Below are 16,040 nucleotides of genomic sequence, written 5' to 3' on the forward strand. Positions count from 1 at the left end.
GTGAGGAGGAAAATTCGTTCTGAAATGTTTATTTCAGTTCTGTTGTTTACCTCTATCCAGCATGACTCCCATTGATTATGGCCACGCGGGACTTCACCAGAAAATTCAAAAGAAGGTTTTGACAACGTTGCAAAAAGGCATTCTTAATGTTGCCAAAGATTCGAAAAAAATTATAATTGTGTGCATGACATTCAAAAAAAGCCTCAAACTAAAGAAAAATAGTTTTTTTCACTTTTTTTCTTTACTTAAATTCAGCAGTGAAAATGCCATCCTGTCCGACTTTATGGTATGATGCTCAATAGAACTTGTATTATAATAAATACTTGTTGATTTGAAGTTGCTTTTTGAAAGGAGTCTTTTTTTAGAATGTCACAATTAATGGGTATCATCACACGGCTGCAAAGTCTGCAAGAAACAGCGGAAGCGGCTAACGAGCCAATGCAGCGCTATTTCGAAGTGAATGGTGAGAAAATATGCAGTGTTAAATATTTCGAAAAAAATCAAACGTTTGAACTGACGGTTTTCCAAAAAGGTGAAAAACCTAACACATATCCGTTTGATAATATCGACATGGTTTCCATCGAAATCTTTGAACTTCTTCAGTAAGATTCCTGAAATAGGGGGGAACAAGCTTCCGCCTTTGCAAAAGTAATCGAAATAAACGGTAAGGAACATACTTGTTTCATGGTTGTAAATCCTTGAAAAGGAGTGTCGTGATGGCTGATTCTTTTCTGTTTTATAATCTTTCAGAAGCACAGATGACCTTTCAAGATGTGATGGAACGGCTTAAAGCCTTTGTTCAAAAGGACCCCCGTTCTTCTTATGTGTTATCGATCGGAACCGATTCACAGGTTTACCGCGACTACACAAAGTTTATTACCGCATTGCATTTGCATCGTACAGGCAAGGGAGCTTGGGGCTGCTTGAAAAATCATACAGTCGACAGACCCATACATAGCCTTCGGGAGAAGATTTCGTTAGAAACGGCGTACAGCCAAGAAACGGCCGCTCATATTCTTGATGGACACTTAATGGATATTACCGATCTGCTCCTGCCCTTTACCGGTGAGGGGGCGGATCTTACCTTTGAAGTTCACTTGGATATTGGGAAAAAAGGGCTTACAAAAGAACTGATCCAAGAAATGACTGGACGTATTACCTCCATGGGGATTGAGGCCAAAATAAAGCCGGATTCATACACTGCCTTCAGCTATGCAAATCGTTTCACAAAATAATTTGGCTGAAAAAGCCAAGGTAAATGTCGAATTATGCGGTTGACGTTTGTTATCTGATTACTTATTCTAGCGGTAGAGCTGAAAGTAAGTTGTCTTGCTTTCAGAGGTATTCAGTATAAAACAGGGGGCCTGATTGCGAATGAGTCTTATCGGTGAACGATTTACAGAAGAAGAACAAAAACTTCTGCTGAATATCCTGATCAACCATGAGTATGCCATCGAGCTATTAAGCAGTGAGATCAACGATATAGAGACAGGGACCAAAAACGTTGACGGAACCACCTACAAAAAACTTGTAACGCTATACGACCGATTTCGATTTGAAAATTAATGGGACACCCTATAATTGATACTCCACAAAGAGTATCTTTTTTATTGAAAGGAAACTTTTCGACAAATACTGATAAAGTTTATATTATTGCAATATAGGGAATGTATTGATGATGAAAATGAAAAGGGGTCGAAAACATGATAAGCTTACAATCAGATCAACTTCTTGAGGCAACAGTCGGACAATTTATGATTGAGGCGGACAAAGTAGCGCACGTGCAAGTCGGAAATAACCTTGAGCACGCATTATTAGTATTGACAAAAACCGGATACACAGCCATCCCGGTTCTGGATCCTTCCTACCGTTTACATGGCTTAATCGGGACAAATATGATCATGAACAGTATTTTTGGACTTGAGCGAATTGAGTTTGAAAAGCTTGACCAAATCACTGTTGAGGAAGTCATGCTGACCGACATTCCGCGCCTTCATATCAATGATCCGATTATGAAGGGATTCGGTATGGTCATTAATAACGGATTTGTCTGTGTTGAAAATGACGAGCAGGTATTTGAAGGGATTTTTACGAGAAGAGTCGTTTTAAAGGAATTGAATAAGCATATACGCTCGTTGAATAAGTAGGCTGTACGGCCTATTTTTATTATATAGCCAGAGCGAAAAAAGAAAGCGCATACATAATTTAAACGAGAATAGGGCTTGAATAAGAAACTAAGATTTTATTAGAATGGGAGATAAGAAAAACTTATTGATAACAAAAAGGAGGACGACATGCAGCTTCAAGAGCTTCATATGCTCGTAGTTTTAGCTGAGGAATTAAATATGAGAAAGGCGGCAGAACGGCTTTTTGTATCTCAGCCGGCTTTATCTCAGCGCTTACAAACCATTGAAAAGGCGTGGGGAACAAAAATCTTTTTAAGATCCCAAAAAGGATTAACGGTAACGCCCGCCGGTGAGAAAATCATTCAGTTTGCGAATGATGTGACATTAGAGCAGGAAAGAATAAGAGAAAATATTGACGAGCTTGAAGGTGAAATTCACGGCACATTGAAGCTTGCCGTCGCCTCCATAATCGGTCAGCATTGGCTCCCTAAAGTCCTGAAGACGTATGTGGAAAAGTATCCGAATGCAAAGATCTCGCTCATAACCGGGTGGAGCAGCGAAATGCTGAAAAGCTTGTATGAGGATCAGGTTCATATCGGCATTATAAGAGGCAACCCTGAGTGGAAGGGGCGCAAAGATTACTTAATGACAGATCATCTGTATTTAGTGGATACTGAAATTTCCTGCATCGAAGATATTGCCCATACAGAACGGCCGTTTATCCAGTTTAAAAGTGATAGCACTTATTTTCAGGAAATTCAGCACTGGTGGCATCAAAAATTTAAAACGTCGCCGAAACAGACGATATTGGTTGATCAGATTGAAACGTGCAAACAGATGGCGCTGCACGGAATCGGTTATGCCATTTTGCCGTCTGTTACCCTTCAAAATGAAGATAAAGTGAATAAAATGCCTCTTTTAGACATGAAAGGGCATCCGATCGGTCGAGATACATGGTTATTAGGCTATGAGCCTGCCTTTGAACTGAAACAAGTTCAAGCTTTTGTACAAGTGATAAAGGATATGCTGGATCAGGAAAATCCATTTTAAAGACAGCGAGGTGCTGTCTTTTTTTTATTCATCTGTTGACAATGAAAATCATTATCATTTAAAGTGATACATATGATATTGAAAATCATTATCAATTAATGGGGTGATAACATGGCTAAAGCCTTGATTACATATGCCAGCATGTCAGGAAATACAGAAGACATTGCCTTCATAATAAAAGATACGCTTCAGGAATATGAGTTGGATATCGATTGTGTCGAGATAGACGATGCGGATGCGTCTTGTTTAACCTCCTATGATTATGTACTGATTGGCACCTATACATGGGGGGACGGCGATTTGCCCTACGAAGCGGAGGATTTTTTCGAAGAGGTCAAACAGCTTCAGCTTCATGGTTTAAAAACAGCCTGCTTCGGGTCTGGCGATTATTCTTATCCAAAGTTTTGCGAAGCGGTGAATTTGTTCAATGCCATGCTGCAAGAGGCGGGAGCTGCTGTTTACCAGGAAACACTAAAAATTGAATTAGCGCCTGAAACGGATGAAGATGTGGAAAGCTGCCGAGCGTTTGCGAGAGGTTTTCTTGCATGGGCAGATTATATGAACAAGGAAAAAAGCCATGTTTCATAAAGGAGCAACTGCTGTTACGGCATCGGCGTTTTCTGGATATTTTGTGGCGGTACAAAGAGAAGGCATTTTTCATTATTCTTTGGAGCAGGGCTGGAGAAAGCTTTTTCGTTTGAAAAGTAAGATACACTGTATCAGCTACATAGGGCCTTACTTATTTGGTGTTGGTGAAAAGGGAACAGTCATTCGTTCGGCTGATGAAGGGAAAACCTGGACGATGTCGAGCTTTCCGACAAATGCAACAGTGTGGGCGATTACCGGCAGAAACAACGGGTTTGTCTGCGCCCACGGTAAGCATTGTATTTATGTATCGGATGATTTTGGTGTCTCATGGCGCGTAGCCAAACCTTTTGCCGAATTTCATAATCCCCCTGTTATCCGGTCGCTATGCCTTCACGGGGGCAATCTTTTTATTGGCACGCAAATACACGCATATTTTGGCGGCATTTGGGCTTACGACATTAAGCGTGACACTGTCCAAATTGTCAAAAAAGAAAAAAAACGGATGACGGCATCCATGCTCGTGTTCAATGAAAATTGGCTGGTGGCGGCGATGGGTTCTGTGAAAGGAAAGCACGGTGCTGTCACTGTACGGAATCTTTTGAATGGTGAAGAATTCACCATACAATCCAGTATGATCAGAAATGAAGAATCATTTCTTGATCTTTCAGAGGATGATGGCATTATATATGTCACTACAACACAAGATGAAAATGGTTTTTCGAGAATTTACCAGGTTGATCTCGAAGCCCGATCGTTAAAATGGTTCGATACCATTAAGGGGCATGGATGGAGAGTGGCCAATCAGAAAGAGAATTTCTTTTGCGCAGGCTTGTATGAATGTAAATTTGTCCAGCCGTACGAAGTTTCAGCAATGATTCATTAGAGGAGGAACAAGGAATTGGCGAAGATTTTGCTCGTTTATGCAACAATGTCAGGCAACACTGAAGCAATGACAGATTTGATTGAAAAGGGGCTACAGGAGGCGGAAGCAGAAGTAGACCGTTTCGAAGCAATGGATATTGATGATGCCCAGCTGTTTACCGATTATGACCATATCATAATGGGAACCTATACGTGGGGAGACGGAGATCTGCCTGATGAATTTTTAGATCTGGCTGAAGACATGGATGAGATTGATTTTTCCGGCAAAACATGCGCTGTATTTGGTTCCGGTGATACAGCATATGAATTTTTCTGCGGAGCGGTTGATACGCTAGAGGCAAAAATAAAAGAACGCGGTGGAGACATTGTGCTGCCTTCGGTAAAAATCGAAAATAATCCAGAAGGTGAAGAAGAGGAAGAATTAATAAACTTCGGGAGACAATTCGCAAAGAAAAGCGGGTGCGCTGTCTGATCACTCACTGGGAACTGCTAAAACGGCTGTTCCTTTTTTTCTTGTCTTTGTATCTTTCCTTTGATACAGTAATGAGGTAGAAAATCAGGAGGAGGACTATACATATGAAAATGATGGACGCAAATGAAATTATTTCATTTATTCAAAATAGTACAAAATCTACACCTGTAAAGGTTTACGTGAAAGGTGAGCTGGAAGGAATCAATTTCGGTGAATCTGCGAAAGCTTTTATCAACGGAAACACTGGTGTCGTTTTCGGTGAATGGAGCGAAATCCAAACAGCAATCGAAGAAAACCAAAGCAAAATCGAAGACTATGTGGTTGAAAATGACCGCCGCAATTCTGCGATCCCAATGCTTGATCTTAAAAACATCAAAGCGCGTATCGAGCCGGGCGCGATCATCCGCGACCAAGTTGAAATCGGTGATAACGCAGTCATCATGATGGGTGCTTCTATTAATATCGGTTCAGTCATCGGCGAAGGCACAATGATTGATATGAACGTTGTGCTTGGCGGACGAGCTACTGTCGGAAAAAACTGCCATATCGGCGCGGGTTCTGTACTTGCGGGCGTTATTGAGCCGCCATCCGCTAAACCGGTTGTGATTGAAGACGACGTCGTAATCGGCGCAAATGCTGTTGTGCTTGAAGGTGTAACAGTAGGTAAAGGAGCTGTTGTTGCTGCGGGAGCGATCGTGGTAAACGACGTTGAGCCATACACTGTCGTTGCAGGCACACCAGCTAAAAAAATCAAAGACATTGATGAAAAAACAAAAGGCAAAACTGAAATCAAGCAGGAATTACGCCAGCTGTAAGGAAAAGTTTGATAAAAAAGGCGTGGATAATATATCCACGCCTTATTCGTATAGGCAGGAGGAATAGAAATGAAGAAAGAGGAGCTCATCGCAATTCGCAGAGATCTGCATCGTATACCGGAGCTTGGATTTCAGGAGTTCAAAACCCAGCAGTATTTATTAAATGTCTTGGAACAATATCCGCAAGACAGAATTGAAATTGAGAAATGGCGAACAGGGCTTTTTGTAAAAGTGAACGGGACGGCGCCGGAAAAAATGCTGGCGTACAGAGCGGATATCGATGCGCTTTCTATAGAAGAGCAAACTGGTCTTCCATTCGCATCAGAGCATCACGGCAACATGCACGCCTGCGGTCACGATTTGCATATGACGATTGCACTCGGCATTATTGATCATTTTGTTCACCACCCAGTCAAACATGACTTGCTTTTTCTGTTTCAGCCGGCAGAGGAAGGGCCTGGCGGTGCGGAACCAATGCTTGAGAGCGATGTATTAAAAAAGTGGCAGCCTGATTTCATCACTGCGCTTCATATTGCTCCAGAGCTTCCGGTAGGCACCATTGCGACAAAAAGCGGCCTTCTATTTGCGAATACATCAGAGCTAGTCATCGATCTGGAAGGCAAAGGGGGACATGCGGCATATCCGCATTTGGCTGAGGATATGGTTGTAGCGGCAAGTACACTTGTCACCCAGCTGCAAACGATTATCTCTAGAAACACAGATCCGCTAGACAGTGCTGTTATTACAGTTGGTACCATTACCGGAGGCTCGGCACAAAATATCATTGCGGAAACGGCCCACCTGGAAGGCACGATCCGCACGCTCTCTGAAGAATCGATGAAACAAGTAAAGGAACGGATTGAAGATGTAGTGAAAGGAATCGAAATCGGATTCCGCTGCAAAGGAAAAGTGACATATCCGTCTGTATATCACCAAGTTTACAATACGAGCGGATTAACAGAAGAATTTATGTCTTTTGTTGCTGAACATCAACTGGCGACAGTAATTGAAGCAAAAGAAGCAATGACTGGAGAGGATTTTGGCTACATGCTGAAAAAATATCCCGGCTTCATGTTCTGGCTCGGCGCTGATTCTGAACATGGGCTTCATCATGCTAAGCTGAATCCCGATGAAAATGCGATAGAAACAGCGGTTCATGTCATGACAGGTTATTTTTCTGTTTATGCCAATTAAGTACAAATGAAAGAATAAAATTCCATAAAATGAGCACTCTAGTAAACGGAGGTGTTCAAAAATGGCTAAAAAAATTGGAATTGAACAATCATTATCAGATGTAGAAGCTGCTTTAAAAGAAAAAGGGTATGACGTTGTAATGATGAAAAGCCCTGCTGATGCTCAAGGCTGTGACTGCTGTGTCGTAACAGGTCTTGATAATAATGTGCAAGGGATAGCCGATACGGTAACACAAGCACCTGTCATTACAGCTTCCGGGATGACGGCTGAAGAAATTTGCAGCGAAGTTGAAAGCAGAATTCAGTAATATAAAAACCGAAGCAAAAAGCTTCGGTTCTTTTATTTATTCTGTTTCTTTAGGGAAAGCGCGGTCGAACGCGTTCTTTATTTCTTTTCTCAACACTCGTTCGACTCGCCACTGTTCCATATTTTCTGTTTTGGCAATGACCCTGATTACAATTTCAGAAGTCCCCAGTTCTTGAATGCCGATGACATTTGGGCCTTCTTTTATTTGTGGAAGAGCCGCTGCCGTTTCATCACAAACCTGCTGTAAAATATGAATCATTTCATCAATATTTCTTTCAGCCGGCACTTTAATATCAACAAGAGCCTGCATGGTACCACGAGAATGATTGCTCACGTTTGTGATGTTTCTGTTGGGGATGTAATGCAGTGTTCCGTCAAAGCTGCGGATTTGAGTTGTCCTTAAGCCAACCTGCTCGACAATTCCGTCAAAGGTGGAAACGGTAATATAATCTCCGACATCCAATTGTTTCTCAAGCAAAATAAAAAAACCTGTCACGATATCACTGACAAGCCCTTGGGCGCCAAATCCGACAGCCAGGCCGACGATTCCTGCCCCCGCTAAAAGAGCGCTTGGATCATAATGAAACAAATCTAGAACCATGACGAAAAATATGAAAATCAATGTATAAGCAAATATGTTAAGAGTCAGGCTTCGGAGCGTATGTGCACGTCCGATAGACAAGCTATTCTGCTCCTCGAATTTTGCAAACAGATGTTTAATGATTTTCATGCCTAATGATCGAACGATAAAATAGAGCAATATCATAATGGCGAGTTTAATGAGCAGAACACCGGCATTTGTAATCAGTCCCGCCCAATCATATTGTTTAATAAAGTCCATGTTGAGCTCCTTTTCTAATTGATTGCTGCACATTGAGACTAGTTACCCTGTACATGACCATGTTAAACGTTTTATTCAAAAATGTCGAAGCCAAAGACATACATGATTTGTTAAAAATTGACTCAGGAAATCTGCTTTTATATAATGGCATTGCAATATAACTAAAAATGGTTAATAACCCTTTATTTTCATGCGATTTTGACCTTTAAGCCAAACAATAAATTGGAGGGATACATATGGCAGAACGTATGGTAGGTAAACAAGCTCCTCGTTTTGAAATGGAAGCAGTCCTTGCAAGCAAAGAATTCGGCAAAGTAAGTCTTGAGGAAAACATGAAAAACGACAAATGGACAGTGCTATTCTTCTATCCAATGGATTTCACTTTTGTTTGTCCGACAGAAATTACAGCAATGTCTGACCGCTATGACGAGTTCGAAGATCTTGATGCAGAAGTCATCGGGGTTTCAACTGATACCATCCATACTCATTTAGCTTGGATCAATACAGACCGCAAAGAAAACGGTCTTGGCCAGCTGAAATACCCGCTTGCTGCTGATACAAACCATGAGGTATCCCGGGAATATGGCGTTTTAATCGAAGAAGAAGGTGTGGCTTTGCGCGGATTGTTTATTATTAATCCTGAAGGGGAGCTCCAATATCAAACTGTTTTCCATAACAACATTGGGCGTGATGTTGATGAAACGCTTCGTGTTCTCCAGGCGCTGCAAACTGGCGGACTCTGTCCGGCTAACTGGAAACCAGGCCAAAAAACACTTTAATTCTTTCCAAGAACGAAAAGCGGTCTAGCATATTCGTTAGGCCACTCTGTTAAATAGGAGGGAAAAAGCAATGAAATTACGTCAGTCCATGCCGGAATTGACGGGAGAAAAAGCTTGGTTAAATGGTGAAGTGACGAGAGAGCAATTGATTGGGGAAAAGCCGACGCTTATTCATTTCTGGTCCATCAGCTGCCACTTGTGCAAAGAAGCGATGCCGCAAGTGAATGAATTTCGTGATAAATATCAAGATCAGCTGAATGTTGTAGCTGTACACATGCCCCGTTCCGAAGATGATCTTGATCTTGGTAAAATTAAAGAAACAGCTGCTGAACACGATATCACTCAGCCGATTTTTGTTGACAGTGACCATGCTTTAACCGATGCATTTGAAAATGAATACGTACCTGCGTATTATGTGTTTGATAAAACAGGACAGCTCCGTCACTTCCAAGCCGGCGGGAGCGGTATGAAAATGCTTGAAAAACGTGTGAACCGCGTTCTGGCTGAAACGGAATAGGTATCTGACTAAATAGTATTTCCTAAAAACCTGATCACATCAGGTTTTTTATTTGTGCAAAAAGCAATGGAAGAAGAGTAAGAAGCTTATTTTTCCAAATTTGGGTATAGGAATTGATGGTTTGTTTGATTGATACGCTAGAAAACACAGCTAATTTTTGATGTTTTTCCTCAATTTTAGATAAATCTCATATCTCATAACTCGAAAATTGTAGATATTACACTAAATTTCTTTAAAGAAGTAAGTAAAATATATATTTTCAACATTATACCAAATAAACTAGAAAGCCCCTTAATCCCTTGAGAATAAAGGACTCTTTTGAAAAATAAAACATTTTCAGAAAATAAGGAATTTTTCATAGAGTAAATATAATAGTAAAATGCTAAAATAATAGTTGATAAAATTACTTTTGTAATCTAATATCTTAATTAAAGATGTTAATTTTGATAGGGGGTACATTGAGGAATGTTTAATGAAAGAGAAGCTTTGCGCTTGCGGTTAGAACAATTAAATGAAGCTGAAGTGAAAGTCATTCGTGAATATCAAATTGAACGTGATAAAATATACGCAAAATTAAGAGAGCTGGACAGAAATGGAAGCCCTTCCGAAATCAAAAAGGATTTCCGTTCTGAAAAAAAACCTGACTCTCTGCCGGTTCTCGCTGAGCTTGCGGCTCAGGAAATCAGAAGCTATCAGCCGCAATCACAGCAGCAGTCTGTTCAGCCTCAGCTTCAATCTATTTCCTCTCTTCCTGCCGGTATACCAGACGGAACAACACGAAGAAGAAGAGGAACGGCAAGACCGGGATCAAAAGCAGCTAAGCTGCGTGAAGCTGCTATTAAAACATTAAAACGCCACAACGCGGCGATTAAGAGCTCGGAGCTTCAAAAAGAGATTGAAAAAGAAAGCGGTCTTGAAATCCCTAATATGACAACGTTTATGCAAAGCTTAATTAAAATGTACCCGGAAGTGAAAAAGCCATATCGCGGGCAGTACATTTTAGAGGGTGAAATCGAATCTGCAGAATCAGCAAATGAATAAATATAAAGAAAAACTGCTTGGCATCGCTCAAGCAGTTTTTTTATTGAGGTTTTTTCTGTGAAGGTTTGTTTTCTTTTTCAAGATTAAGCTTATACACCCACTTTTGATAAGGCTTTTCTTCAGCGGCTCTGTTTTTCAGCTCTTCGATTGTATGGCTCTTGGCCTGGTCTGATGATTGGGCGCGGGCAAGCTGTTTTTGAAGCACATGTATCTGTTTGGTGACATCTTCAAGGATAGTCTCTACATGATTTGGCTGCGCGTAGACCGCTGGAGCTTCTTCTTCCGTTTTTTCTTTTTGTTTCGTGCCGCCATCAATATCGGCAAAATGAGAAGCAATCCAGGCATCGCTTTCATCAAGCTGCCGTTTATACGATATAATAGTTTCGTGAAATAATTTTTCTTTCGTTTTTTCTATGTCTAGCAGTCTTTCTTTCGTTTCTATGATTCGATCTTTCATATGATCAACTTCTATTTTAATATGTTTTAGCTGATATTCTTTTTCTACCATTTGCTCTTTTAGACGCCCGTTTTCGGCTTTTATCAATTCGGCTTGCTGTTTTGCCTGAAGCAGTGCATTTTGTTCCTGCTCAATCGAGGCTTGAAGTTCGCTGATCCGTTTATGAAGATTTTTATTTTCTTCTTCGATTTTGACTTTAGCAATATGAAGTTTATGTTTTTCTTCGATTTCGGCTCTGCGTTTATAGGTTTCAGCAGATAGAAGCTCCTGCAAAACAACGATTTTATCAAGCAGTTCAGCTCTTATTTGGTGCAGGGTTTGGCTGGTGTGGGAGGCATGTTTTTCTTTTGTTGACATATGTGTTAATTCGGCAGACAGCTGCTGGAGTTTTTCTTTCATATCGGTATTTTCTTTGAGCAGTTTGTTATTTTTCTGATGAAAGTAGCTTGCTTCAAGTTCAGCAATCAGCTTATGGCACCTTGAAAGCTCGGATTTTAAATAAAGGTTCTCCTGAGACACGTCGTGGAAAAAAGGACCTGATCTTTTCATTCGAACCATCTCCCTCATGATGTTAACACTACAATATGCAAATACTGAACAGCTATTCCTCTTTAATAAACAGACAAGCAGTAGCGTTGAGCCTTTGCTTTTGCTATGCTTTTAACGAAACTAGAGGTGAGATGATATGAAGCATGTAAACGTACTGTTGGCAGGGGGAGCCTCACGTCGCTTTGGAGAACCGAAGGCGTTTGTCAAATGGAAGGGCAGGATGCTTTACCAATGCGCTAAAGAGGCACTTGGAGAACAAACGGTTATCATCAGCCGTCCCGAATTTATTGATAGATTTCAAGAAAACGGTGAAAATGAAGTGTATCAAGATGCTGAGCCATTTCAAGGCATGGGGCCATTGGCTGGTATATATACCGCTTTTAAAAAGACAGACGGTGATCTTTATACTGTTCTTTCCTGTGACACACCGCTGATACAAAGAAGGACGATACTGGAGCTCAAACGTCTGATGACTGCCGGTGCTGACGCGGTAGTCCCAATTTCAGACGGACAAGTGCAGCCATTGATTGCGATTTACCACAAACGTATCATGCCAGTTCTATACGATCAGCTTTCTGAGAAGAGGTTGAGAATATCAGATTTATTAGGCAGAATTTCGGTTTGTTACGTACAGGCTGAAAATATCGGAGCAAACCCGGCAGAGTTTATCAACATTAATACACGTGATGATTTTAGCTGTTTGGAAGAAAAATCGAACTCCCTCAAGCGGGACTGACGGGGCAATAACATGATAAGATGACATAAAAGATAAGGAGAACAGGTTTGATGGAGGAACGTTATTCACGGCAAATCAGATTTAAGCAAATTGGGGAAGAGGGTCAGAAAAGACTGGCAGACAGCCATGTGCTGATTGTCGGAGCGGGAGCGCTCGGCACTGCAGGAGCTGAAGGGCTTTCGAGAGCGGGAGTCGGTACGATTACCATTATTGACCGTGACTATGTGGAGTGGAGCAATCTTCAAAGGCAGCAGCTTTATACAGAAAGCGATGCCAAACTCCGCATGCCGAAAGCCATGGCTGCCAAAGAGCATCTATCAGCGATTAACAGCGAGATACATATTGAGGCGTATGTTACCGAAGGAACAGCCGAAACGCTTGAGCCGCTGATTGAAAAAGCAGATGTCGTGATCGACGCGACAGATAATTTTGAAACCCGCATGCTGATAAACGATCTTGCCCAGAAAACAAAGACACCTTGGGTCTATGGCGCCTGTGTAAGCAGCCAGGGAATGTTCATGACTGTCATTCCCGGAGAAACCCCTTGTCTGTCTTGTTTGTTTGAGCAAATTCCTGTCGGCGGGGCGACGTGTGATACTGCCGGCATTATTCCGCCTGCTGTGCATATCGTTTCAGCATATCAGCAGGCTGAGGCATTTAAGCTGTTAACCGGCCAAATAGAAGCAATACAGCGGGGTTTTGTGACATTTGATGTCTGGAACAATTCGCATATGAAGATTAACGTTAATCATGTACGCCGTGAGGATTGCCCATCTTGCGGAGCAAATGCGGTATATCCTTATCTTCAGGATTGGAATACACCAAAAGCTGCTGTATTATGCGGCCGTGATACAGTGCAGGTAAGGTCAGAATCATTAAAAAGAATCCCGAAACAGGAACTCATTAAGCGGCTGAAAACAATCGGCAAGGTCGAGGCTAATGCGTTTTTGCTGCATATTTTTTACGAGGATTTCAGAATTGTCATTTTCAATGACGGACGGGCACTGGTGCATGGAACAAATGATGTGAAAGAAGCCAACTCCGTGTTGGCAAGAGTGATTGGACTGTAACAACAGGAGGGGTCAGAATGCTGGAGAAAAGAACACCGATACCGGTAGACGAGGCAGTTCGGCGTGTCTGCCATTTTCAAAAACAAGGTGAAACAGAATGGGTGGCGCTTGAAGACAGCCTTCATCGGTTTTTAGCCGAAGATATAACTGCGGATCACCACGTCCCTGCGTTTGACCGTTCGCCATACGATGGTTTTGCTGTCAGAGCGTGCGATACGGCATATGCATCACGTGAAAACCCAGTTCGGTTTGAAGTTATTGACCATATTGGAGCGGGAGCAGTATCTGAAAAAAAACTTGGCCCGTTTCAGGCCGTGCGGATTATGACTGGCGCGCAAATCCCTGTAGGGGCAGATGCAGTCGTCATGATTGAACTGACTCAAACCTTTGAGGAGAATGGGAAGTCATTTATGTCTTTAAAACGCCGCTTTCAGACGGGGGATAATATTTCAAAAACAGGTGAGGACGCTCAAAAAGGGAGTGTTTTACTGACAAAGGGCACCCGGGTGACACCAGGAGTGACGGCTCTTTTGGCAACATTCGGATACGCATCTGTGCCTGTCGTGAGAAAGCCTGTAGTCGGGATTATCGCAACCGGTACCGAATTGCTGAATGTCAGTGATCCGCTGGAACCGGGAAAAATCCGCAACAGCAATGCGAGTATGGTATATGCGCAAGCGATAGAAGCAGGCGCAACACCGCTTTATTTAGGGAAAATCTCTGATGAACTGGATAAAAGCTATGCTGCAGTTAAAGAAGCGATGAAAAAAGTGGATTTCCTGATCACAACTGGCGGTGTGTCAGTCGGTGACTTTGACTTTTTGCCTGCGATCTATGAAAAACTCGGAGCGGACGTGCTGTTTAATAAAGTTGCCATGCGCCCGGGCAGCGTGACAACGGTGGCGCATGCAAACGATATGCTGCTGTTTGGCCTTTCAGGTAATCCGTCGGCATGCTATGTCGGTTTTGAACTGTTTGTCAAACCGATAATCCAGACATGGCTGCTCAATGAAACACCGCATTCAATTTGTGCGGAAGCAGTTTTGACCAAGGATTTTCCGAAGCCGAACCCATTTACCCGATTTGTTCGTGCGCTCGTGCACCATCAGGAAGGGAAGCTGTTGGCGACACCCGTTGGTTTAGATAAGTCGAGCTCTGTCACATCACTTGCAGATGCCAATGCATTTATTATCCTGCCGGGCGGCACGCGAGGCTACGAATCTGGCAGAACGGTTCAAGTACTGCTCATCAGAGAAGAGAATGGAAGTGAATGGCCTTGGTCCGTCCTTTCCCGATCGTCCAAGTTGTAGGATTTCAAAACAGCGGGAAAACAACGTTTATTGAGCGCATTCTTGAAAAAGCCTCTGAACAGGGAGTCCATTTGGGCTGCCTGAAGCATCATGGTCACGGCGGTGAACCGCAAACGCTCACGGAAGGAAAAGACACGGACCGTTACAAGGCGGCAGGTGCTGGTGTAACAGCGGTAGAAGGTGCTGGTGTGTTACAGCTGACTGCCCGCCGCAATTGGGATTTGGCACGGCTGATCGAGTTATACCAATTTCTCGAAACAGACTGTCTTCTGATTGAAGGCTTTAAAAAAGCCCCTTATCCTAAAGTGGTTATCCTAAGTGAAAAGGAAGATCTGGAAGCGCTGCAAGCAGTAAATATAATCGCCGTCATCTATAGAAAAAAAGAGCAAATGACAGAGCATCAGGGATTACCCGTTTTTCATGCGGATGATCCGGTTGCCGTGGATTTTGTGCTTTCACAGCTGAAGGGGGAATCTGCATAATGGAACGGTTTGAGATTACGAAAACACCCATTAATACTGAAGACATGATCAAAAAAGTGGAGAAACGGGAAGCAGGGGCCATTACGACATTTATTGGTACGGTTCGGGAATGGACAAACGGAAAAAGAACGGTTCGGCTTGAATATGAGGCATATGAACCGATGGCCGTGCAAATGCTTGCTCAAATCGGCGCTGAAATCGAAGAAAAATGGGAAGGTGCCTCAGCTGCGATCACGCACCGTATAGGTGTGCTCGATATCGGTGAAGCAGCGGTAGTGATTGCTGTATCTTCTCCCCATCGAAAAGCCGCATATGAAGCCAATGAGTATGCGATTGAACGCATTAAACAGATTGTGCCGATTTGGAAAAAAGAAATTTGGGAAGACGGTGAGCAATGGATCGGCGACCAGCTAGAAACAACAGCTTATCCGAACGGAAAACCAGACCTAAGCGAGGGAGAGCAGCATGATTAAAATTCTTTTATTTGCAGGACTGGCTGAACAGGCCGGTACACAAGCAATAGAAATAGATGTGGAACAAGCAACCACAGATGAAATAAAAGCGAGTCTAAAAGAACAATACGGTCTTGAATCTATTGATACGGCTATGATTGCCGTTAACGAAAGCTATGTAAAAGAAAATACCTCTGTATCTTCGGGTGACACGGTAGCCATCATACCGCCGGTCAGCGGGGGATGAAAACCGGACGGCATTTCAGCCGTCCGGTTTTTCTGTATTTCATTGGCATATCCCCAAGTATCCCCAGCATACAATGATTTTCTGTAAGCGTTTATTCTACATATGTTACTCCCTATAAAGTAAGAG

General features: G+C 42.4%; 22 protein-coding genes. 20 read left to right on the forward strand and 2 right to left on the reverse strand.

Going from position 1 to position 16,040, the window contains the following annotated elements; all coding sequences use genetic code 11:
* Positions 1 to 366: 366 nt before the first annotated feature.
* From NSU05_RS07505 to NSU05_RS07555, 11 genes are all read left to right on the forward strand, one after another.
* Entirely contained in the window at positions 367 to 606 is a 240-nt protein-coding gene (locus tag NSU05_RS07505; RefSeq protein WP_003218671.1) for a DUF1797 family protein, read from the forward strand.
* A 110-nt stretch (positions 607 to 716) separates the two neighbouring features.
* Complete coding sequence (locus NSU05_RS07510) at positions 717 to 1,235, forward strand: ribonuclease H-like YkuK family protein (protein ID WP_038428894.1); 519 nt, start codon at positions 717 to 719, stop codon at positions 1,233 to 1,235.
* 133 nt (positions 1,236 to 1,368) lie between these two features.
* The gene (gene abbA / locus NSU05_RS07515) at positions 1,369 to 1,566 is read left to right on the forward strand and encodes an AbrB antirepressor AbbA (RefSeq protein ID WP_010886502.1); all 198 of its coding nucleotides are present in this window, start codon (positions 1,369 to 1,371) and stop codon (positions 1,564 to 1,566) included.
* A gap of 137 nt (positions 1,567 to 1,703) precedes the next feature.
* Positions 1,704 to 2,147, forward strand: coding sequence for a cyclic-di-AMP-binding protein CbpB (cbpB, locus tag NSU05_RS07520; RefSeq protein WP_003218674.1), 444 nt, complete (start codon positions 1,704 to 1,706; stop codon positions 2,145 to 2,147).
* A gap of 147 nt (positions 2,148 to 2,294) precedes the next feature.
* Positions 2,295 to 3,176, forward strand: a complete 882-nt coding sequence (gene ccpC / locus NSU05_RS07525) for a transcriptional regulator CcpC (protein ID WP_003232387.1) — start codon at positions 2,295 to 2,297, stop codon at positions 3,174 to 3,176.
* A 111-nt stretch (positions 3,177 to 3,287) separates the two neighbouring features.
* Positions 3,288 to 3,764 (forward strand): flavodoxin, encoded by a 477-nt coding sequence (locus tag NSU05_RS07530; RefSeq protein WP_038428896.1) that lies wholly within the window; start codon positions 3,288 to 3,290, stop codon positions 3,762 to 3,764.
* Positions 3,754 to 4,647 carry a hypothetical protein gene (locus NSU05_RS07535; protein ID WP_038428897.1) on the forward strand — a complete coding sequence of 298 codons (894 nt, stop codon included), beginning with the start codon at positions 3,754 to 3,756 and terminating at the stop codon, positions 4,645 to 4,647. Before NSU05_RS07530 ends, NSU05_RS07535 begins: the two co-directional genes overlap by 11 nt.
* A gap of 15 nt (positions 4,648 to 4,662) precedes the next feature.
* Positions 4,663 to 5,118 carry a flavodoxin gene (locus NSU05_RS07540; protein WP_038428898.1) on the forward strand — a complete coding sequence of 152 codons (456 nt, stop codon included), beginning with the start codon at positions 4,663 to 4,665 and terminating at the stop codon, positions 5,116 to 5,118.
* Between the two features lie 104 nt (positions 5,119 to 5,222).
* Entirely contained in the window at positions 5,223 to 5,933 is a 711-nt protein-coding gene (gene dapD / locus NSU05_RS07545; protein ID WP_003218680.1) for a 2,3,4,5-tetrahydropyridine-2,6-dicarboxylate N-acetyltransferase, read from the forward strand.
* Between the two features lie 69 nt (positions 5,934 to 6,002).
* Complete coding sequence (locus tag NSU05_RS07550; protein ID WP_038428899.1) at positions 6,003 to 7,127, forward strand: N-acetyldiaminopimelate deacetylase; 1,125 nt, start codon at positions 6,003 to 6,005, stop codon at positions 7,125 to 7,127.
* Positions 7,128 to 7,188: 61 nt separating this feature from the next.
* Positions 7,189 to 7,434, forward strand: coding sequence for a YkuS family protein (locus NSU05_RS07555; protein ID WP_003232382.1), 246 nt, complete (start codon positions 7,189 to 7,191; stop codon positions 7,432 to 7,434).
* A 36-nt stretch (positions 7,435 to 7,470) separates the two neighbouring features.
* On the opposite strand, the gene mscT is transcribed toward NSU05_RS07555, so the two are convergent.
* On the reverse strand, positions 7,471 to 8,274 hold the full coding sequence (gene mscT / locus NSU05_RS07560) for a small-conductance mechanosensitive channel protein MscT (RefSeq protein WP_003244994.1): 804 nt from the start codon (positions 8,272 to 8,274) through the stop codon (positions 7,471 to 7,473).
* A gap of 236 nt (positions 8,275 to 8,510) precedes the next feature.
* On the opposite strand from mscT, the gene ahpA reads away from it, so the two are divergent.
* From ahpA to rok, 3 genes are all read left to right on the forward strand, one after another.
* Entirely contained in the window at positions 8,511 to 9,053 is a 543-nt protein-coding gene (ahpA, locus tag NSU05_RS07565) for a biofilm-specific peroxidase AhpA (RefSeq protein WP_003245371.1), read from the forward strand.
* A gap of 70 nt (positions 9,054 to 9,123) precedes the next feature.
* Complete coding sequence (gene ykuV / locus NSU05_RS07570; protein WP_038428900.1) at positions 9,124 to 9,570, forward strand: thiol-disulfide oxidoreductase YkuV; 447 nt, start codon at positions 9,124 to 9,126, stop codon at positions 9,568 to 9,570.
* Between the two features lie 465 nt (positions 9,571 to 10,035).
* Positions 10,036 to 10,611, forward strand: a complete 576-nt coding sequence (gene rok / locus NSU05_RS07575; RefSeq protein ID WP_003232378.1) for a transcriptional regulator Rok — start codon at positions 10,036 to 10,038, stop codon at positions 10,609 to 10,611.
* A 40-nt stretch (positions 10,612 to 10,651) separates the two neighbouring features.
* Here the strand turns inward: rok and cse15 are convergent, their stop codons facing one another.
* Positions 10,652 to 11,617 carry a spore protein Cse15 gene (gene cse15, locus NSU05_RS07580; protein ID WP_029317734.1) on the reverse strand — a complete coding sequence of 322 codons (966 nt, stop codon included), beginning with the start codon at positions 11,615 to 11,617 and terminating at the stop codon, positions 10,652 to 10,654.
* Positions 11,618 to 11,753: 136 nt separating this feature from the next.
* On the opposite strand from cse15, the gene NSU05_RS07585 reads away from it, so the two are divergent.
* Genes NSU05_RS07585 through moaD form a run of 6 tightly spaced genes read left to right on the forward strand, consistent with a single transcriptional unit; the run spans position 11,754 to position 15,914 of the window.
* Positions 11,754 to 12,353: a molybdenum cofactor guanylyltransferase gene (locus NSU05_RS07585; RefSeq protein ID WP_038428902.1), complete on the forward strand. Its 600-nt coding sequence runs from the start codon at positions 11,754 to 11,756 to the stop codon at positions 12,351 to 12,353.
* Positions 12,354 to 12,403: 50 nt separating this feature from the next.
* A complete protein-coding gene (locus tag NSU05_RS07590; protein ID WP_017696813.1) occupies positions 12,404 to 13,423 on the forward strand; it encodes a molybdopterin-synthase adenylyltransferase MoeB in 1,020 nt (339 codons plus the stop codon).
* A gap of 17 nt (positions 13,424 to 13,440) precedes the next feature.
* Positions 13,441 to 14,733 (forward strand): gephyrin-like molybdotransferase Glp, encoded by a 1,293-nt coding sequence (gene glp / locus NSU05_RS07595; RefSeq protein WP_038428903.1) that lies wholly within the window; start codon positions 13,441 to 13,443, stop codon positions 14,731 to 14,733.
* A complete protein-coding gene (gene mobB / locus NSU05_RS07600) occupies positions 14,694 to 15,215 on the forward strand; it encodes a molybdopterin-guanine dinucleotide biosynthesis protein B (RefSeq protein ID WP_046160345.1) in 522 nt (173 codons plus the stop codon). Before glp ends, mobB begins: the two co-directional genes overlap by 40 nt.
* Positions 15,215 to 15,688 (forward strand): molybdenum cofactor biosynthesis protein MoaE, encoded by a 474-nt coding sequence (locus NSU05_RS07605; RefSeq protein ID WP_038428905.1) that lies wholly within the window; start codon positions 15,215 to 15,217, stop codon positions 15,686 to 15,688. Before mobB ends, NSU05_RS07605 begins: the two co-directional genes overlap by 1 nt.
* Positions 15,681 to 15,914: a molybdopterin converting factor subunit 1 gene (gene moaD, locus NSU05_RS07610; RefSeq protein ID WP_014476678.1), complete on the forward strand. Its 234-nt coding sequence runs from the start codon at positions 15,681 to 15,683 to the stop codon at positions 15,912 to 15,914. The genes NSU05_RS07605 and moaD overlap by 8 nt, the downstream gene beginning before the upstream one ends.
* Positions 15,915 to 16,040: the final 126 nt, after the last annotated feature.

Source organism: Bacillus sp. EU52 (genome assembly GCF_037964975.1).
In the GTDB taxonomy this organism is placed as follows: Bacteria; Bacillota; Bacilli; order Bacillales; family Bacillaceae; genus Bacillus; species Bacillus subtilis.